Here is a 19,106-nt window from a genome sequence, read left to right as displayed (position 1 = left end):
CGGCAGCTGGCGCCAGCCGATCACCGGCCGCGACCGGCGCGCCAGCAGATCCAGCAGCAGGCGTGCGGCATGTTCACCGGTCTCGTACATGTCGATGTGGGGATAGGTCTTGAAGCTGACGATGATGTCGGCGTGTTGCACCATCTTCCGGGTCACGTTGCCGTGCAGGTCCAGCGCTACCGTCATCGGCGTGTCGGGTGCCACCTGGCGGATGCGTTCGAGCAATGCGCCTTCGCCATCATCGGCGTTCTCGGCTACCATGGCACCGTGCAGGTCGAGCATGATGGCATCGCAGCCCTGGCCGACCGCACGCACGATGGCGTCGCACATCAGCGTATAGGCGTCGGCGGCCACCGCCGCGCTGGGGTTGGCCCAGGCCGCCAGCGGTGTGACGATCTCGGCATCGATCCCCTCGGCGATATCGAGGAAGGCGCCCATGGCGGTCAGCGCACCTTTCTGGTTGCTGCGGGCGGCCTCGTCCCATTGCGGATCGAATGCCGCCAGCGGCGTCGGGATGGGCGAGAAGGTGTTGGTCTCATGGTTCATGCGGGCGATCACGATCTTCATGCGCGGCTCCTCAGGCAACTACGCCGGCACTGGCCAGCATCGCCTGCAGCAACACGTTGCAGCCGGCTTCCAGGTGATCGGGCTGGGCGTCCTCGATCTCGTTATGGCTCACGCCGTCCTTGCAGGGCACGAAGATCATGCCGGCCGGTGCCAGTCGTGCGGCATAGATCGCATCGTGGCCGGCGCCCGATACCACGTCCATGGTCTTGTAGCCGAGCGCGTCGGCGGCCTGGCGCACGTTGTCGACGCAATCGGGGTGGAACGGGCACGGCGGGAAGTAGGACACCCGCTCCAGCTCGATCTTCAGGCCGCTCTGCTGGCGCGTCGCCTCGATGTAGGCCAGCAGGTCCTCATGCATGCGGTTGAGCGTGTCGTCGTTGACGTTGCGCAGGTCGACCGAGAACTTCACCTGGCCCGGGATCACGTTGCGGCTGTTGGGCATCACCTGCACCTGGCCTACCGTGCCCCGTCCGTAGGGTGGATAGCGATGGGCGATGGCCACCACCTCCTGCATGATGGTGGTGGCGACCTGCAAGGCATCCTTGCGGATTTCCATCGGTGTTGGACCCGCATGCGATTCGAAGCCGGTCACCGTGCAGTCGTACCACGACAGTCCCAGCACCGCCGGCACCACGCCGATGACGGTATCGGCGTTTTCGAGCACCGGTCCCTGTTCGATATGCGCCTCGTAGTAGGCGCCGATAGGGTGGTCGCCGCATTTCTGCTGGCCGATGTAGCCGATGCGTTCCAGTTCGTCCCGGACCTTCTTGCCATCGACATCGGTGGCGTTGTAGGCATGCTCCAGCGTGAAGGCGCCGCAGAATACGCCCGAGCCCATCATCACCGGCACGAAGCGCGAACCTTCCTCGTTGGTCCACACTGCCACCTCGATGGGCGCCTCGGTCTGGATGCCGTGCCGGTTGAGGGTACGGATCACCTCGATGCCGGCCAGCACGCCATAGTTGCCGTCGAACTTGCCACCGGTGGGCTGGGTGTCGATATGCGACCCGGTCATCACCGGCGGCAGGTGGTTGTCGCGACCGTCGCGGCGCATGAAGATATTGCCGATCTGGTCGACCACCACGCTCATGCCTTCGGCACGGGCCCATGAGGTAACCAGGTCGCGCCCCTGGCGATCGAGGTCGGTGAGCGCCAGCCGGCAGACGCCGCCCTTGGCGGTGCCACCGATGCGGCCCAGTTCCATCAACGAATCCCAGAGGCGCTTGCCATCGATGCGCAGGGCGTGCCGGGTTGCAGTGCTTGTCGTGTCCATGATGACTCCAGTAGATGAGGTTAGGCGGCCAGGTTCACGCCGAGGTAGCGATCCTTGACGCCGTCGTCGGCCAGGAACTCGGCATTGCTGCCGCTGTAGACCACGCGGCCCTGTTCGATGATGTAGTGGCGGTCGGCCAGCTGGGTGCATACTTCCAGGTTCTGCTCGACCAGGATGATGGGAATGCCGGTGGCCTTGATCAGCTTGATCTGCGCCACGATCTCGTCGACGATCACCGGCGCCAGGCCCTCTACCGGCTCGTCGAGCATCAGCAGTCGCGGGTTGTTCATCAGCGCGCGCGCGATGGCCAGCATCTGCTGTTCGCCACCCGACAGTTGGCCACCGCCGTTCTTGCGACGCTCCTTGAGGCGCGGGAAGATCTGGTAGACGTCTTCCAGGCCCCAGGCCGATTCGCGCCTGGCAGCCATGGTCAGGTTTTCCTCGACGGTGAGCAGCTTGAAGATGCCGCGATGTTCCGGCACCAGGCACAGGCCACGCGCGGCGATCTTGTGCGGTGGCAGGCCCGCCACCTCCTGGCCTTCGAACACCACCCGTCCGGGTGCAGGCGGAACCACGCCCACGATGCTCTTCAAGGTGGTGGTCTTGCCGGCGCCGTTGCGGCCCAGCAGCGTGATCACCTCGCCCGCATCGACCTGCAGCGACACGCCCTGCAGGATGTGGCTCTTGCCGTAGTAGCCGTGTACATCCTCGATCTGCAGGATCATGCGCGGCCTCCCGTGATCATGCTGCCCAGGTAGGCGCGGCGTACCCGTTCGTCGCTGCGGATCTCGCCGGGTTTGCCCTGCGCCAGGATCTGGCCCAGCTGCATCACGGTGATGCTGTCCGAAATGTCCATCACGATATCCATGTTGTGTTCGATCAGTACCACCGTGTAGTCCTCGCGCAGGCCGTGGATCAGCCGCTTCATGTCGCCGATGTCGTCGATGCCCATGCCCGAGGTAGGTTCGTCCAGGAAGATGACCTTGGGTTGGCCGGCCATCGCCATGCCGACTTCAAGGCGCCGCTGCTGGCCATGCGACAGCTCCGACGATACCCGCTGCGCCACCGCTTGCAGCGACAGCCGCTCGACCAGCCGATCGGCCAGCTCGCAGGCGGCGTGCATCTGCTCGGCGCGTTTCCAGGGGTTGAGCGCGGCCCAGGGATGGCAGCCCTGCGCGGCCAGTCGCAGGTTTTCCCACACGCTCAGGTTGGGAAACAGGCTGGTGACCTGGAACGAGCGCGCCAGCCCGCGCCGCACCCGGCGATGGCCCGGCAGGTGCGACACTTCCTCGCCCTCGACCTTGATGCTGCCTTCGGTGATCGGGGTGGTGCCGGTAAGGGTGTGGAACAGCGTGGTCTTGCCGGCGCCGTTGGGGCCGATCACCGAATGCACGGTGCCGGGCATGATGTCGAGCGTGACGCCGTTGACGGCGGTGAACTTGCCATAGCGCTTGGTGACCTTGTGCGCCTGCAGGATGGGCTGGCTCATGAATGCTGCTCCTTGGCGCGGCCGGGACGGACCAGGTTGATCAACTTGACGGCCAGCCCGAACAGGCCACGGTGCATGTACAGGCTCACCGCGATGAGCAGCAAGCCCAGCAGCATCAGCCAGCGCGGCCACAGGGTCGACAGCCAGTTGCCGGCCAGCACGTAGAACGCCGCGCCCAGCACCGATGCGAACAGGTTGCCGGTGCCGCCGATGACGGTCATCACCAGGATCGATTCGCTGGTGTGATACTCGATGTTCGACAGCGGCGCCACGCCGGTCATCATGGCATGCAGGCCACCGGCCAGGCCGGTGACGGCGCCCGAGATGATGAACGCGGCCAGCTTCAGCAGGCGCACGTCGTAGCCCACTGCCGAGGCCCGCGCCTCGTTGTCGCGCACCGCCAGCAGCGTGCGTCCCAGCACCGAATCGACGATCCGTTGCAGCAGCCAGAACACCAGCACGAAGATGATCGCCACCACCGTGTAGTACTGCCACGACGAGGTGGTGGGCAGCAGCGTCTGTCCGAACAGCGTCAGCGGCGGGCGCGCGATGTCGAGCAGGCCGTTGTCGCCGCCGGTCACATCCTTCATGGTATAGGCCAGGAAGTAGAACATCTGCGCGAAGGCCAGGGTCAGCATCACGAAGTAGGTGCCGCGCTGGCGGATCGAGAACCAGCCCACCAGCAAGGCCACTGCGGCACCGCCACCGGCCGACAGCGCCAGCGCCACCAGCAGGGGCGCCTTGAGCTTGAGCAGCACCACGCCTGCGGTATAGCTGCCCACGCCAAAGAAGATGCCCTGGCCGAACGACATCAGGCCGGTATAGCCCAACAGCAGGTTGCAGCCCAGCGCCGCCAGCGCGAACACCAGCACTTCGGTGGCCAGCGTGCCCGAGCCCACCGTCAGCGGCAGCAGCAAGGCGACCGCCGCGGCCAGCAGGGTATAGCGAAAATGAACGATCTGTTTCATGGGTTCCTTGTAGTTCGTCCGACCTTATGCCGCGCCGGGCCGGCCGAGCAAGCCATTGGGCCGCAGCAGCATGACCGCCGCCATGGCGATGTAGATCATCAGGTGCGCGCCCTCGGACCAGACCGTGCTCATGACGCTTTGCACGATGCCCACCAGGATGCCGCCGATGAGCGCCCCCGAGAAACTGCCGAGGCCGCCGATGACCACCACCACGAAGGCGATCCCCAGCGCCTCCACGCCCATGAACGGGTCGGCGCCGCGGATGGGGGCGGCCAGGGCTCCCGCCAGGCCGGCGGTGGCCGCGCCCAGCGCAAACACCAGGCTGAAGATGCGGTTGATATTGAGCCCCAGCAGCGACACCATCTCGGTCGATTCGCTGCCTGCGCGCACGATGGCACCCAGGCGCGTGCCTTCCAGCACCCACCACAGCACCACTGCCAGCACGGCGGTGAAACCGATGACGAACAGGCGATACTTGGGGTAGACGAACCCGCCGGCCATGACCACCCCCTGCAGCAGCGCAGGGGGCGATACGTTGTTGCCCAGCGGGCCCCAGGTCGAGATCACCGCCTCCTGCAGTACCAGCGCCAGGCCGACGGTAAAGAGAATATGGAAATGATGCGGCAGCGCATACACGTGGCGCAGCACGAAGCGCTCCACCACATAGGCGAACGCGCCCACCACCAGCGGCGCCACCAGCAGCGACCACCAGAAGTCCAGGCCCCAGTCGCTGATCTGGAAGCACAGGTAAGCCCCCAGCAGGAAGAACGCGCCGTGCGAGAAGTTGACGAAGCGCAGCAGCCCGAACACGATCGACAGGCCGACTGCCAGCAAGAAGTACAGCATGCCGATACCGATGCCATTGGCGATCTGCAGCAGATAGATATTCATGAAACCTCGTGACGGAAATCAATGGGCAAGACGGGCGGCGACCAGCGGCCGCCGCCGCTCGACCTTTAGAGCTTGCACTGGGTCTTTTCAGGCGCCAGGAACGACTTGCCGAACGAGATGATGTCGGCGTAGTCGTTCTTGTTGCTCATCTTCGACTTGGCCTTGCCCTTGAGCAGGTAATAGTTCTTGATGACCTGGTGATCGCTCTTGCGAATTTCCTCGGTACCGGTCAGGCCTTCGTACTTCATGCCTTCCATGGCCGCGATGACCGCCTTGGGATCGGTGCTGTTGGCCTTGATGATGGCGTCGAGCATGATCTTGGTGCAGATGTAGGAACCGGCCAGGCTGTAGTTGGGCTCGATCTTCAGCGTGTCATTGACCAGCTTGGTGAATTCCTTGTTGAAGGGCGAGTCGATGGCGTGCCAGTACTGCGCGCCAAAGTACACGCCGTCGCAGATGTCGGCGCCCAGCGTCTCGAACTGCTCCAGGCCCGAGGCCCAGGCCATCAGGATGGTACAGTTGTTCTTCATGCCGAAGCTGACCGCCTGGCGCAGCGTATCCGAGGATTGCGAGCCGAAGTTGAGCAGCAGCAGCACATCTGGCTTGGCGGCCATGGCATTGGTCAGGTAACCGGAGAATTCCTTCTCGGTCAGCGAGTGATAGCTGTTGCCGACATGCTCGATGCCTTTTTCCTTGAAGATCGCCTTGGCGGCCGACAGCAGGCCTTCGCCGAATACATATTGCGGGGTGATGGTGTACCAGCGCTTGGCGTTGGGCATTTTTTCCAGCAGCGGGCGCACGGTCTGCTCGACCGCGCCGAAGGTGGGCACCGACCAGCGGAAGGTGGAGCGATTGCAATCGGTGCCGGTGATCTCGTCGGCGCCGGCGGTGGTGATGAAGATGCCGCCGGCCTTGTCGGCTTCCTTGCCCATGGCCAGCGCCTCGCCCGAGAGGATGCCGCCGGCGAAGAAGCGGGCTCCCTTCTCGATGCTTTCCTGCATCTTGCGCACTGCCGTGGCGGGCTTGCCTTCGGTGTCCAGCGTCACGTAGCTGGTGCTCTTGCCGAGCACCTTGCCGTATTTCTGCAGCGCCAGCTTCATGCCCATGTCGGCGAACTTTCCGTTGGCGGCGAAGGGGCCCGACATCGGCACCGGGCAACCGAACGAAATGGCGTCGGCCTGGGCGAAGACATCGGTGAAGGTAAGTGCGCCAGGCGCGGCCAATGCGGAAAGCTTCAGAAAATCGCGACGGCTGGTCATGTTTGCATCTCCAAAAAATTAGGAATCGAAAGGTGTCATCTACGAAAACATCAACGGCAAATCAACGCAAGTTCCATGCCTGTGGGCGACGGAAATCGACGAAAAATACGAGGTGCATGGAGTATACGGACGCCAATCATCCTCCGCAGGAAATCACGGATGAAATCGATATGGCCAGGGCGTGACGCGTTACGCGCGGGGCGCGCAAATGCGTGCGGCAAGTGCATGCTCACGAAGGGCTCGTCTCCACTGTTCTATTGACCTGTTCATCGTGCGCCGGCGTGTATCCGCCGGTCTGCATGCAGGATTTTTCTTCTATGTCATTCACACTACAGTGTGGGCCTGATGGTCTCCTCGATGGCTGAAAGATATGCGTCGATATCGCAGTGCGTTTTCATCTCGATCACTGGCGATCTGCACCAACTGCTGCGGCGGCTGCACCAACATCCGGCAGCATGAAAAACGGCATGCGATGACACATGCCGTTTCTTGGTTTTGCCTAAGCCAGGGTCTTGAGAATGGCGCCCAGCTTGCCGAACAATTCATCGATCTGCTGACGGTTGATGATCAGCGGCGGCGACAGCGCGATGATGTCGCCGGTGACGCGAATCAGGATGCCGTCATTGAAGGCGCGCACGAATGCGTCATAGGCGCGCGCACCGATCTTGCCGTCGATGGACGACAATTCGATGCCGGCGATCAAGCCGATGGTGCGAATGTCGATCACGTGCGGCAGGCCGCGCAGCGAATGGGCCGCTTCCTGGAAGTAGTCGGCCACGTCCTTGGCCTGGTCGAGCACGCCGTCCTGTTCGAAGCTGTCCAGCGAAGCCAGGCCGGCCGCGCAGGCCAGCGGGTGGCCCGAATAGGTATAGCCATGGAACAGTTCGATACCGGCAGGCCCGTCCATGAAGGCGTCGTGGATCTCTTTCTTGACGAACACCGCGCCCATCGGCACCACACCGTTGGTCAGGCCCTTGGCGGTGGTCACGATGTCGGGCTCGACATCGAAGTAGTCGAATGCGAACGGCGTCGTCAGGCGGCCGAAGCCGGTAATGACTTCGTCGAAGATCAACAGGATGCCGTGCTTGGTGCACAGTTCGCGCAGACGCTGGAGGTAACCCTTGGGTGGCACCAGCACGCCGGTCGATCCGGCCACCGGCTCGACGATCACGGCGGCGATGTTGGACGCATCGTGCAGTGCCACCAGGCGTTCCAGTTCATCGGCCAGGTTGGCGCCGACTTCGGGCTGGCCCTTGGTGAAGGCATTGCGCTCCAGGTTGTGGGTATGGGGCAGGTGATCCACGCCGGCGATCAAGGCCGTGCTGAAGGTCTTGCGATTGCCGCCGATACCACCCACCGACATGCCGCCGAAGCCGACCCCGTGATAGCCGCGCTCGCGCCCGATCAGGCGGGTGCGGGTGGCGTTGCCGCGCACGCGGTGGTAGGCCAGCGCGATCTTGAGCGCGGTGTCCACCGATTCCGAACCGGAGCCGGTATAGAACACATGGCCGAAGCGATTGCCGGTATAGGCCTTGAGGCGCTCGGCCAATTCGAACGCCGACGGGTGGCCCAGCTGGAACGAGGGTGCGTAGTCGAGCGTGGCCACCGATTGCTGCACGGCCGACACGATGCGCCGGTTGCCATGCCCCAGCGGCACGCACCACAGGCCGGCGGTGCCATCGAGGATGGCATTGCCGGCGTCGTCGCGGTAGTACATGCCTTCGGCCGACACCAGCATGCGCGGGCTGGCCTTGAAGTTGCGGTTGGCGGTGTAAGGCATCCAGTAGGCAGACAGGCCGGGTTTCTGTTCGGAAGTAGACATGGGGGCGCACCAGCGGGCGAAAGTTGAGAACAGCTTGATTATTGCCAGACACTGGCAGTATTGTTAGACACACTTTTCAAAATCACGCGAAACTGTATTGCAAAGTTCGGTGAACTGTATTGACTCATGGCGTGGGAACCGGCGCGTCGCGAGCCGCCTGCTTTTCGGCCTGGCCCCGCTAATTCAGGGGCTTGCCACCGACAGGGCCGGCATTCATCAGTAATACACTTTGTCGATCTGTATCGGAGAATCCATGGCCAAGCCAGCCCGCGAAGCGCTGCAACTGCAATTGCACAGGAATACGGCGACCCGCCTGGTGGAACAGGTGGCGGCCGAACTGGGCCGCCTGATCGATGCCGGCGAGCTGCGCTCGGGGGAGCGGCTGCCGTCGGTACGCCAATTGGCCCATAGCCACGACATCGGCGCTTCCACCGTAGTCGAGGCCTACGAACAACTGGTGGCCCGTGGCCTGCTGCAGGCCCGTCGTGGCGCCGGCTTCTTCGTCGCCGCGCGCGCCACGCAAGGCGGTGCGCGGGCGGTCTTCACGCCCCATGAGCCAGCCATCGATTCGGCCTGGCTGCTGTCGCAGATGTTTGCCGACGACCGGGTGCCGATCAAGGCCGGGGCCGGCTGGTTGCCGGGCAAGTGGCTCAACGACGAGGGGCTGCACCAGGCCGAGCGGCGCATCATCCGCTCGCCCGGCCTGCAACAGGTAGCCTATGGCCACCCGTTCGGCTATGCGCCGCTGCGCCAGCTGATTGCGCAGTTCCTGGGCAACTGGGCGCTGGAGCTGTCGATCGACCAGGTGCTCACCACCCACGGCGCGACCCAGGCGCTGGACCTGGTGGTGCGCACCATGACGCAGCCGGGCGACACCGTCATGATCGACGACCCCGGGTATTGCAACCTGATCGCCATGCTGCGCCTGGCCGGCCTGAACGTGATCGGCGTGCCGCGCATCCCGGGCGGGGTCGATACCGAGGCGCTCGATGCGCTGGCGCGCCAGCATCGTCCCAAGCTGTTCTTCACCACCAGCGTGTTGCAGAACCCGACCGGCACGTCGTACACGCCGGCCTGCGCCATGCGCGTATTGCAGGCGGCCGAGCGACATGGCTTCTGGGTCGTGGAAGACGATATCTTCCGCGAGCTGGGGCAGGCCACCGATCCCATGCTGGCCGCGCTGGACGGCTTGCAGCGGGTGATCTACGTGGGCAGCTTCTCCAAGACCATCGCGCCGTCGCTGCGGGTGGGTTTCGTGGCGTGCCAGCCCGAGCTGGCGCGCCAGATCGTGCATACCAAGATGATCCTGACGCTGACCAATTCCGAGATCAACGAGCGCCTGGTGCACAACGTGCTGACCGAGGGACATCACCGGCGTCACGTGCAAACGCTCAACGCCACGCTGCTCAATGCCCAGTCCACGCTCAATGCGCGCCTGGCCGAGGTCGGCCTGGTGCCCTTTACGGCGCCGCGCGGCGGCATGTTCACCTGGGCCACGCTGGAAGGCAGCAGCCTGTCGGCACGCGAGATTGCCGACCGTGCGCGGCAGAAGGGCATCTGGCTGGCGCCGGGCGATTTCTTTCGCCTCAACACGCCCGAGCAGGCCAGTTTTCGCTTCAACGTCGGCTTCGCGGACGTGCCCGAATTGTTCGATTTCTTCCGCACGCTGTGAGCGGTAGAATGGCTTTCCCTTTCTTCATGGATGGCCGAGCATGACCCCGACCCTTCCCGCCACTGGCATTCGCGCCGTCGTCTTCGATTTTGGCGGCGTGCTGTTCGACTGGAGCCCGCTGCACGTCTATCGACACCTGATCGCCGACGATGACGAACGGCTGCGGTTTCTCAGCGAGGTGTGTTCGTCGTCCTGGAACGTGCAGCAGGACGCCGGCCGCACGCTGGCCGAAGGCACCGAATTGCTGGTGCGCGAGCACCCGCAGCACGAGTCCCTGATTCGCGCTTTCTATGACCGCTGGAAGGAAATGCTGCGCGGCCCGCTGGACGATGGCGTGACCTTGTTGAAAGACCTGCATGCGATGCGCATGCCATTGTTCGGCCTGACCAACTGGTCCGCCGAGACGTTTCCGTATGCCCGCGAGAACTACGACTTCCTGGGCCTGTTCCAGGACATCGTGGTATCGGGCGAAGAAAGATGCATCAAGCCCGACGCCCGCATCTACCAGATCGCCCTGGCGCGCTACCGCGCTCACCTGGCAGACCTGCAGCCGGGCGAGCTGGTATTCATCGATGACCTGAAGAAGAACGTCGAGGCGGCGCAGACGCTGGGATGGCATGCCATCCACCACATCGATGCCGCGCGTACGCGGGGCGAGTTGCAGGCACTGGGCGTGGCCGTCTAACGCCCGGGCAGGGCGCTGGCCCCTGCCATCGCGCCGCGCAGGTGGGCGACCCATTGCACCGGCCGACCCAGCCACATGGCGACATCGATCACGTCCATCGCCTCGCCCCGTTGCAGCGCGAAGGTCGGAAAACCACGCCCGCCCACCCGATCGAGCAGGCCGCGCGTGGTCTGGAAATGGGCGTCAAGATCCTGCTGCTGCATGGCGCTCGCGAAGGCCGGGCCATCCGCCCCCAGCTGCGCGGCCAGCGCCACCAATACCGGCTCGTCCGAGATCCGTCGTCCCTCCTGATAATGCGCACGCTGGATCGCCGCCAGCAGGTCCAGGCCGGCGTCGTTGCCCTTGAGCGCCTGCATGGCCAGCACGGCGGCAATCGGCGGGCCCGAATCGAATACCGCGCTGCTGTCGGTGAGCAGGCCGTTGAAATAGCGTTCGCCAAACACCTGTCCGCTCAATTGCGCAATGCGGTGGTCGTGCGGCATCACATGGTTGCGTAGATCGGCGCTCACCCGGCGCCGGTTGCGCCCGGCCATCATGCCGCCGCCGTGGGCGGTGACGGGCAAGACGGCACGCGCCGCCGTCACCAATGGCCAGGCGCCATAGCACCAACCGCACAGCGGGTCGTGGATGTAATGCAGCAATGCGGCTGGCGCGGCCATCAGTAACCTACCGTAAAGCGTGCGCGTACATGGCGCGGTTGCTCGATTTCGTCGAGCAGGGCGATGGCATAGTCTTCGTAGGAGATCCAGCTCTTGCCATCGGCCGCGGTCAGCAGTTCATCGGTGCCCAGGCGGAACTTGCCGGTGCGTTCGCCCGCGATGAACAACGCCGACGGCGACAGGAAGGTCCAGTCCAGTTCCTTCTCGGCGCGCAGGTGGTTCAGGAAGTCGCGTCCGGCCGATGCCTCGGCCTTGTATTCGGCGGGAAACTCGGGCAGGTCGATCAGGGCCTTGCCCGGCGCGATCTCGAGACTGCCGGCGCCACCCACCACGGCCAGGCGCTTCACGCCAGCCTGCTTGACGGCCGGCAGCAGGTCGCTGGCCTTGAAGTTGACGAAGCGGCCACTGGAGACCACTACCTCGGCGCCGGCCAGGGCGCCTGCCAGGGCGGCGCTGTCGAGCACGTCGGCGTTGCGCGCGATGACCTTGTCGTGCGGCGCGATCTTGCCGGCATCGCGGGCAATGGCGATCACCTGGTGGCCGCGGCGCAGCGCTTCTTCGAGAATACGGCTACCGACGTTGCCGCTGGCGCCGATGATGGCGATGTTCATGATGATGTCCTTGTGTGAGATGAAAATGGGCGCCGGGTCGTCGACGGCGGGCGCCAGCCTGATTGCTGGACGCCAGGTTAGCCCCTTATTTCGTGCTGAAAAACAACATAATCGGACATAGTTTGTTTCTTTAATCGGTCATATGGCCAGGCCGTTGCAGGGCAATGGCGGCAGCCGGGCGTCGCCAGCGTCGCCAGCGTCGCCTACTGCCCGGTTGCCGCGCTGCGGCTTTTGACTACAATGCGCTGTTGCGGCCGGTAGCGTAGCGCTTTGGCCCGGGTCTTACTTGAATCGTTCGGATAGGGGTGTCATGGACCGCTTGACCGCCATGCGGGTATTCGTCACCGTGGTCGACAGCGGCAGCCTGTCGGCGGCGGCCCAGCAGCTGGACCTGTCGCGTCCGGTGGTGTCGCGCTACGTGGCCGAACTGGAAGAATGGGTCGGCGCACGATTGTTGCACCGGACCACCCGGCGCCTGTCGTTGACGCCCGCCGGCAACGAGATACTGGCGCGTTGTCGCCAGATGCTGGAACTGTCGGACGACATGCGCCATGCCGTCGATGCGCCCGACGAGACCCCGCGTGGCTTGCTGCGCATCACCTCCAGCACCTCCTTTACCCAGACCCAGCTGGTGCAGGCAGTGGTCGACTATGGCCGTCGCTATCCCGACGTGGCGGTCGACCTGGTGGCATTGGACCGCACGGTGAACCTGGTCGAAGAGCGCATCGACCTGGCCATCCGCATGACCACCCGGCTCGAACCCAACCTGATCGCCAGGAAGCTGACGGACTGCAGTTCGGTGATCTGCGCCACGCCGGGGTACCTGGCGCGCCACGGCACGCCGCGACAGGTGGAGGACCTGGCCTTGCACAACTGCCTGACCCATTCCTATGTCGGTCGCAGCCTGTGGCAATTCGAGCCGCGCGGGCAGGGCGGGCGGGCCGCCTCGGTGGCAGTCGGCGGCAGCATCAGCGCCAACGAGGTCACGGTATTGTTGCAGGCGGTACTGGCCGGCGTCGGCGTGGGCCACATGCCGGCCTATTCGGTGGCGCCGCTGCTGGCATCGGGCCAGCTGGTGGCCTTGCTGCCCGAGTACGCGCCGACCCAGCTCGGCATGTATGCAGTGTATGCATCGCGCAAGCACATGCCGGCGACCCTGCGCACCATGGTCGATTTCCTGGCCGAGCGGTTTCGCGGGCAACCTTTCTGATGTGACTCAAGGAGTGATGCTGAGCAGCTTGTGTACCAGTTCGGACGAGGTGGCGGCGGCGAACTTGCGCATCAGCCGTGCGCGGTGCATCTCGACCGTGCGCGGGCTCAACTCGACCTGGCGCGCGATGAGCTTGCTGGTCTTGCCTTCGACCAGCAGGGCGGCGATCTCGCGCTCGCGGGGCGTGAGCCCGGGAGTGATGGGGCGCTTGGCACTGACATCCTCGAAGGTCCAGATGCCGGCCGCGTGGGGGTTGCCCTGCACCAGCGAATGGCCGGTGACGTGACACCAGAACATCTCGTCGGACGCGCGCTTCATGATCCGTTCGTCCGAATAGAAACCCTTTTCGTTGAGGATAGGCACCAGGCGTTGGCCGGTGCGCTCGAACTCGTCCGGGGTGGGATAGATCTCGAGGAAGGACTTCTTGCGCAACGACTCGACCGGATAGCCGAACATGGCCGCCATGGCCAGGTTGCCCTGCTGGATGACGCGATGATGCGAGATGCACATCCCGATTGGGGCGTGCATGAAGACCTGTTCGAAATCGATGGCCGGTGGCGTGGTCATGGTGTGCGGCAAGATGCGTGGTTCCCTCGAACCGGGCGGGTGCGATATGCTGCAGTGCGCCAGGTAGTTTTACCGTATTGTATGGCCTATTTCGCTGACCTATGATGATTGGCGCTTTTTAGTGATGCTCGGAGAACGCCCCATCGGCACGGTCGATCGTCGATCACCACGGCGGGGTAGGTCGCAAGAGCCGAAAGGAGACTCGTGAACAAAGTTTATCCCGACGCGGCCACCGCGTTGAAAGACATCGTCAAGGACGGCCAGACCATTGCCGTCGGCGGTTTTGGCCTGTGCGGCATCCCCGAGGCACTGATCGCCGCCCTGCGTGACTCGGGTGTGCAGAACCTCACTGCCATTTCCAACAATGCCGGCGTCGACGGCTTTGGCCTGGGGCAGCTGCTCAATACACGCCAGATCAAGAAGATGATCGCCTCCTACGTGGGCGAGAACAAGGAATTCGAACGGCAATACCTGGCCGGCGAACTGGAACTCGAATTCACCCCGCAAGGCACGCTGGCCGAGAAGCTGCGCGCCGGCGGCGCCGGCATCCCCGCCTTCTTCACCAAGACCGGTGTGGGCACGCTGGTGGCCGAAGGCAAGGAAGTGCGCGACTTCGATGGCGCCACCTATGTGATGGAACGCTCGCTGGTGGCCGACGTGTCGCTGGTCAAGGCGCAAAAGGCCGACCGTGCCGGCAACCTGGTGTTCAACAAGACCGCCCGCAACTTCAATCCCAACGTGGCGATGGCCGGCAAGATCACGGTGGTCGAGGTCGAAGAACTGGTCGAGATAGGCCAGCTCGATCCGGACCAGGTCCATACCGCCGGCATCTTCGTGCATCGCATCGTGGTCAACGCCACGCCCGAAAAGCGCATCGAACAACGCACCGTCAGCGCGGCCAGATAAGGGAGAACGACATGGCATGGACCAGAGATGAAATGGCTGCGCGCGCAGCCCGGGAATTGCAGGATGGCTTCTACGTCAACCTCGGCATCGGCTTGCCCACCTTGGTGGCCAACCATGTGCCGAGCGACATCGAGGTGTGGCTGCAATCCGAGAACGGCTTGCTGGGCATCGGCCCGTTTCCCACCGAAGAGCAGGTCGACCCCGACCTGATCAACGCCGGCAAGCAGACCGTGACCACCATCCCGGGCTCGTCCTTCTTCAGTTCGGCCGATTCGTTCGGCATGATCCGCGGCGGCAAGATCAACATCGCCATCCTGGGCGCGATGCAGGTCTCGGGCAGCGGCGACCTGGCCAACTGGATGATCCCCGGCAAGATGGTCAAGGGCATGGGCGGCGCGATGGACCTGGTGGCCGGGGTCGGCCGCGTGGTGGTATTGATGGAACACGTGGCCAAGGCCAAGGACGGTAGCACGTCCAGGAAGATCCTGAAACAGTGCAACCTGCCGCTGACCGGCGTGGGCGTGGTCAACCGCATCATCACCGACCTGGGCGTGATCGATGTCACGCCAAGCGGCCTGAAGCTGGTTGAACTGGCCAGCGGCGTGACCAAGGAAGAAGTGGTCGAGAAGACCGAAGCGCTGCTCGATGTCAGCGCCGTCTAGGCGATAGCCAGCCACCACACGCAACAGGTATCAGCCGAGGGGCGTCGGGAAACCGACGCCCCTTTTGCATTCGCACGCCCGATGTTGTCGGCTGGCCGCGCTTGCCCTTGACAGTCGCCTAGTTACTTTTATAATGATAGTAACTACCATGATTGAAGTAACTCGGGGACCGCTCCCGATCACCTACCGCAAAGGACAGCAATGAACCAGCACAGCAAGCAGGGCACCGCCCTCATCACCGGCGCTTCGGCCGGCATCGGCGCCACTTACGCCCAACGGCTGGCCGCCCGCGGCCACGACCTGATCCTGGTGGCGCGCGACGCGGCCCGGATGCAACAGCTCGCCGAGCGACTCAAGGCGCGTCATGGCGTGCAGGTGGAAGTGTTGCCGGCCGACTTGACCCAACGTGGCGATCTGCTGGCCGTGGAGCAGCGCCTGCGTACCGACGCCGCCATCACGCTGCTGGTCAACAACGCCGGCATGGCGGTGCAGGGCCAACTGATCGATGCCGACATCGACCGCTACGAAGCCATGATCCAGCTCAACGTGATCTCGGTCACGCGCCTGGCCGCAGCCGCAGCGGCGGCCTTCGGTGGCCGCGGCAGCGGCACCATCGTCAATATCGCTTCGGTGCTGGCACTGGCGCCCGAGTTGTTCAACGGCACCTACAGCGGCACCAAGGCGTATGTGCTCAACCTGAGCCAATCGATGCAGCAGGAACTGGCGCCGCGCGGCGTGCGCGTGCAAGTGGTGCTGCCCGGTGCCACCCGCACCGAGATCTGGGACCGCTCCGGCGGCAGTGTCGACGCCCTGCCGGCCGAGATGCTCATGGAAGTCGAGGACCTGGTCGACGCTGCCCTGTCGGGCCTGGACCAGGGCGAAGTGGTGACCATCCCGTCGCTGCCCGATCGCGCCGACTGGCAAGCCATGGAGGCGGCGCGCCATGCGCTCGGCCCCAACCTGTCCCGCAATCGCCCGGCCGAACGCTACCTGAGCCATGCCGGCTGAACCCACCCCGGCCGCCGACTGTCCGGTGGCAGCCACGTTGCGATTGGTGGGTGAGGCATGGACCATGCTGATCGTGCGCGATGCCCTGCGCGGCAGCACCCGCTTCGAGCAGTTCAGGCGCAACCTGCGCATCTCGCCGGCGATCCTGGCGCGCCGCCTGCAGACGCTGGTAGCCGCCGGTGTCATGCGGCGCCACCCCTACCAGCAGCATCCACCGCGTGACGAATACGTGCTGACCGAATCCGGACGCGCGCTGCAGCCGCTGATTGCCGCGCTGCGCCAGTGGGGCGAGCACTATCTATGCGATCCCGACGCGGTGTCGCCAATACCGTCACAATAGAGACAGCCAACCCCAGAGGAGAACGGGATGAAGATCCTGATAGTAGGCGCCGGCGCCGTCGGTGGATATTTCGGCGCGCGGCTGCATGCGGCCGGTCGCGATGTCAGCTTTCTGGTACGTGCGCGCCGTGCTGCCATGTTGCGCGAACATGGCTTGCGCTTGCGCAGCCCCGCAGGCGATCTCGACCTGACCGACGTCAAGCTGGTCGAGCGCGCCGCGTTGCAGCCGCAATACGACCTGGTGATCCTGGGCAGCAAGGCCTATGACCTGGATGATGCGATCACCTCGATGGCGGCCGCTGTCGGCCCCGGCACCGCGATCCTGCCGCTGCTCAATGGCATGCAGCACCTGGATCTACTGGGCCAGCGCTTCGGCCGCCAGGCGGTTCTGGGCGGCCAATGCGTCATTGCCAGTACGCTCGATGCCGAGGGCGCCATCGTGCACCTCAACGGCCATGCCGGCCTGACTTTCGGCGAACTGGCCGGCGGCAGCAGCGAGCGTGCGGCCCGGCTGGACGAGGCACTGAACGTGCAAGGCTTCGAACTCAGGCAGAGCCCGGATATCGTGCAGGCGATGTGGGAAAAGTGGACCATGCTGGCCGCGCTGGCCAGCGCCACCTCGCTCATGCGCGCCAGCGTCGGCGACATCCTGCAAGGTCCGGGCGGCCTGGCCTTCATCGAGGGCATGCTGGCCGAATGCGCAGGCGTGGCCGAACTGGAAGGGCATCGTCCGGGCGACACTTTCTATCACCGCACCCGTGGCATGCTGACCGAGCACGGCTCGACGCTGACGGCGTCGATGTTTCGCGACATCGGCAATGGCAACCGGATCGAGGCCGACCATATCGTCGGCGACCTGATCCGGCGGGGCGAAGCCAAGGGCGCCAAGACCACGCTGCTGCAACTGGCCTATCTGCACCTGAAGGCCTATGAGACGCAACGCGAGCGGTCTGGCCAGGCCCGGAACTGAGCCCGATGTTCGCCGGTTACCACCCGCCCCCCATCGCCCTGAACAGGCCCACCGCCGCCCGCGCATTATCGGCATGCACCTGCGCCATCCGGTCTTGCGCGGCAATCAGCAAGCGATCCTCGGTCAGCACGTCGGCCAGGCTCGACACGCCACCCTGGTAGGCTTGCTCGGCATTGCCGCGCGCCAGCTGCTGTGCCTGCACCTGCTGTGCCAGGTCGCGCGCTTGCTGTTCCAGCTGCACCAGTACCGTGACCGCATTCTCGACGTCCTCGGTGGCGCGCAGCATGCTGTGCCGGTAGTTCGCCAGGGCTTCGGCGTTGGCCCCTCTGGCACGGGCGATCTCGGCGTCGATGCGACCGAAGTCAAACAGTCTCCAGCGCAGTCCCAGGCCGCCTTGCGCCTGCAGGCTGTCGGCTGAAAACAGGCCCGCCGAACCCAGGCTCTGCAAGCCCGCCAGCGCCGACAGCGACAGCTGCGGATAGCGCGCCGCCTCGGCCATGCCGATGCGCGCGCTGGACGCGGCCAGGCGGCGCTCGGCGGCGATCACGTCGGGCCGGCGCCGCATCAGTTCGGCGCTGCCGGTGGCCAGCGCAATGGCCGGTACCACCGCCTCCACTGCGGGCTGGTTCAAACGAGGCGCGTTGGCGCCCGGTGTCGTGCCCAGCAAGACGTCAAGGCGATTCGACTGCCGTTCGAGTTCGATGCGCAGCGGCGGCAAGCTGGCCCTGGCCTCGGACAGGCGCGCCCGGGCCTGGGCCAGCTCGCCGTTGCTGGCCAGGCCGTCATTCATGCGCCACTGCACCAGTTGGCCCAGTTCGTCGCTGGCGCGCACCTGGCGCTGTGCCAGCGCGATGCGGCCTTGCGCGGCCCGGATGCGGAAGTAGGCGTCGGCCGCTTCGGCCGCCACCGTCACCCGTACGCCGAGCTGCAGCGCCTGGGTCGCTTCCAGTTCGGCGTCGGCGGCCTGGGTACCGCGCCGGATGGCGCCGGCCAGGTCCAGCTCCCAACTGGCGCCGGCGTCGACCTCGAACAGGTTCTGGTTGCGTTGGTAGCCGGGCATGGCGCTGGCGATGCGTCCCAGCGGGCTGTGCAAGGACTGGTGGTTGCGCGCGGCCTGGCCATCCAGATCACCCTGCGGCAGGCCACGCGTGCCGGCCAGTTGCGCCACCGCGCGCGCCTGCTCCACGCGTGCCATGGCAGCGGCCAGGTCCAGGTTCTGCGCCAGCGCGCGGGTGACGATGTCGGCCAGCAGCGGGTCGGCAAAGCCTTCCCACCACCGTTCCAGCGCAGGCATGGGCGCCGCCGCCGGGCGCGACGCCAGTTGCGCGGCATTGCGCAGCGGCGGGTCCTGATAGTGCGGACGATGGTAGTCCGGACTGCTGGTGCAGGCGGCCAGCAGGCTGGCGCCGGCCAGTGCCGCACACAGCGCGCTTAGACAAGGCAGGCGGAGGCGTTGGATGGTCATGAGAGCGATTTCCCGAGAAGTAACTTGCAAAATGATAGTGGCAAGTTTAAACTTACTATCGTTTTGAAAGCAACTCTTATCTC

20 protein-coding genes are annotated in these 19,106 nt (G+C 64.9%); 8 read left to right on the top strand and 12 right to left on the bottom strand.

Annotated elements, in window-relative coordinates:
* From PMI40_RS09380 to PMI40_RS09345, 8 genes are all read right to left on the bottom strand, one after another.
* Positions 1-567, bottom strand: a 567-nt coding sequence (locus PMI40_RS09380) for a M81 family metallopeptidase (RefSeq protein WP_008114494.1), incomplete at its 3' end; no start/stop codon positions are given.
* A gap of 10 nt (positions 568-577) precedes the next feature.
* Complete coding sequence (locus tag PMI40_RS09375; protein WP_008114492.1) at positions 578-1,840, bottom strand: Zn-dependent hydrolase; 1,263 nt, start codon at positions 1,838-1,840, stop codon at positions 578-580.
* A 20-nt stretch (positions 1,841-1,860) separates the two neighbouring features.
* Positions 1,861-2,565 carry an ABC transporter ATP-binding protein gene (locus tag PMI40_RS09370; protein ID WP_008114490.1) on the bottom strand — a complete coding sequence of 235 codons (705 nt, stop codon included), beginning with the start codon at positions 2,563-2,565 and terminating at the stop codon, positions 1,861-1,863.
* Positions 2,562-3,329: an ABC transporter ATP-binding protein gene (locus PMI40_RS09365; RefSeq protein ID WP_008114488.1), complete on the bottom strand. Its 768-nt coding sequence runs from the start codon at positions 3,327-3,329 to the stop codon at positions 2,562-2,564. The genes PMI40_RS09370 and PMI40_RS09365 overlap by 4 nt, the downstream gene beginning before the upstream one ends.
* Positions 3,326-4,297: a branched-chain amino acid ABC transporter permease gene (locus tag PMI40_RS09360; protein WP_008114485.1), complete on the bottom strand. Its 972-nt coding sequence runs from the start codon at positions 4,295-4,297 to the stop codon at positions 3,326-3,328. Before PMI40_RS09360 ends, PMI40_RS09365 begins: the two co-directional genes overlap by 4 nt.
* A gap of 24 nt (positions 4,298-4,321) precedes the next feature.
* Positions 4,322-5,188, bottom strand: coding sequence for a branched-chain amino acid ABC transporter permease (locus PMI40_RS09355; RefSeq protein ID WP_008114483.1), 867 nt, complete (start codon positions 5,186-5,188; stop codon positions 4,322-4,324).
* Positions 5,189-5,253: 65 nt separating this feature from the next.
* Positions 5,254-6,447, bottom strand: coding sequence for an ABC transporter substrate-binding protein (locus PMI40_RS09350; protein ID WP_008114482.1), 1,194 nt, complete (start codon positions 6,445-6,447; stop codon positions 5,254-5,256).
* Positions 6,448-6,946: 499 nt separating this feature from the next.
* Entirely contained in the window at positions 6,947-8,269 is a 1,323-nt protein-coding gene (locus PMI40_RS09345) for an aspartate aminotransferase family protein (protein ID WP_008114479.1), read from the bottom strand.
* 253 nt (positions 8,270-8,522) lie between these two features.
* Here PMI40_RS09345 and PMI40_RS09340 point away from each other — a divergent pair, with 253 nt between their 5' ends.
* Together PMI40_RS09340 and PMI40_RS09335 are read left to right on the top strand one after the other, a co-directional pair.
* Positions 8,523-9,941, top strand: coding sequence for a PLP-dependent aminotransferase family protein (locus PMI40_RS09340; protein WP_008114477.1), 1,419 nt, complete (start codon positions 8,523-8,525; stop codon positions 9,939-9,941).
* Between the two features lie 40 nt (positions 9,942-9,981).
* Positions 9,982-10,626: an HAD family phosphatase gene (locus PMI40_RS09335; RefSeq protein ID WP_008114474.1), complete on the top strand. Its 645-nt coding sequence runs from the start codon at positions 9,982-9,984 to the stop codon at positions 10,624-10,626.
* On the opposite strand, the gene PMI40_RS09330 is transcribed toward PMI40_RS09335, so the two are convergent.
* On the bottom strand, positions 10,623-11,285 hold the full coding sequence (locus PMI40_RS09330; protein WP_008114472.1) for a DsbA family protein: 663 nt from the start codon (positions 11,283-11,285) through the stop codon (positions 10,623-10,625). The two genes, PMI40_RS09335 and PMI40_RS09330, sit on opposite strands and share 4 nt — an antisense overlap.
* Positions 11,285-11,896: an NAD(P)-dependent oxidoreductase gene (locus tag PMI40_RS09325; protein WP_008114469.1), complete on the bottom strand. Its 612-nt coding sequence runs from the start codon at positions 11,894-11,896 to the stop codon at positions 11,285-11,287. Before PMI40_RS09325 ends, PMI40_RS09330 begins: the two co-directional genes overlap by 1 nt.
* Before the next feature lie 310 nt (positions 11,897-12,206).
* Here PMI40_RS09325 and PMI40_RS09320 point away from each other — a divergent pair, with 310 nt between their 5' ends.
* Entirely contained in the window at positions 12,207-13,106 is a 900-nt protein-coding gene (locus PMI40_RS09320; RefSeq protein ID WP_008114467.1) for a LysR family transcriptional regulator, read from the top strand.
* A gap of 6 nt (positions 13,107-13,112) precedes the next feature.
* On the opposite strand, the gene PMI40_RS09315 is transcribed toward PMI40_RS09320, so the two are convergent.
* A complete protein-coding gene (locus PMI40_RS09315; protein WP_008114465.1) occupies positions 13,113-13,673 on the bottom strand; it encodes a LuxR C-terminal-related transcriptional regulator in 561 nt (186 codons plus the stop codon).
* 204 nt (positions 13,674-13,877) lie between these two features.
* Between PMI40_RS09315 and PMI40_RS09310 the strand changes: the two genes are divergently transcribed.
* The 5 genes from PMI40_RS09310 (at position 13,878) to panE (ending at position 17,558) form a co-directional block, all read left to right on the top strand.
* Positions 13,878-14,579, top strand: coding sequence for a CoA transferase subunit A (locus PMI40_RS09310; protein ID WP_008114463.1), 702 nt, complete (start codon positions 13,878-13,880; stop codon positions 14,577-14,579).
* Between the two features lie 11 nt (positions 14,580-14,590).
* Positions 14,591-15,241 (top strand): 3-oxoacid CoA-transferase subunit B, encoded by a 651-nt coding sequence (locus PMI40_RS09305; RefSeq protein WP_008114461.1) that lies wholly within the window; start codon positions 14,591-14,593, stop codon positions 15,239-15,241.
* A gap of 201 nt (positions 15,242-15,442) precedes the next feature.
* Complete coding sequence (locus PMI40_RS09300; protein ID WP_008114459.1) at positions 15,443-16,249, top strand: SDR family oxidoreductase; 807 nt, start codon at positions 15,443-15,445, stop codon at positions 16,247-16,249.
* Positions 16,239-16,589 carry a helix-turn-helix domain-containing protein gene (locus PMI40_RS09295; protein ID WP_081496434.1) on the top strand — a complete coding sequence of 117 codons (351 nt, stop codon included), beginning with the start codon at positions 16,239-16,241 and terminating at the stop codon, positions 16,587-16,589. The genes PMI40_RS09300 and PMI40_RS09295 overlap by 11 nt, the downstream gene beginning before the upstream one ends.
* A 27-nt stretch (positions 16,590-16,616) precedes the next feature.
* Entirely contained in the window at positions 16,617-17,558 is a 942-nt protein-coding gene (gene panE, locus PMI40_RS09290; protein ID WP_008114455.1) for a 2-dehydropantoate 2-reductase, read from the top strand.
* 16 nt (positions 17,559-17,574) lie between these two features.
* Here panE and PMI40_RS09285 read toward each other — a convergent pair whose 3' ends face one another.
* Positions 17,575-19,023, bottom strand: coding sequence for an efflux transporter outer membrane subunit (locus PMI40_RS09285; RefSeq protein WP_008114453.1), 1,449 nt, complete (start codon positions 19,021-19,023; stop codon positions 17,575-17,577).
* Between the last annotated feature and the right edge of the window lie 83 nt (positions 19,024-19,106).

It is taken from the genome of Herbaspirillum sp. YR522, assembly GCF_000282575.1.
GTDB lineage: Bacteria > Pseudomonadota > Gammaproteobacteria > Burkholderiales > Burkholderiaceae_D > Herbaspirillum.
The sequence above is the reverse complement of the archived record's forward strand: the minus strand, read 5'-3'. Positions and strand labels throughout refer to the sequence as shown.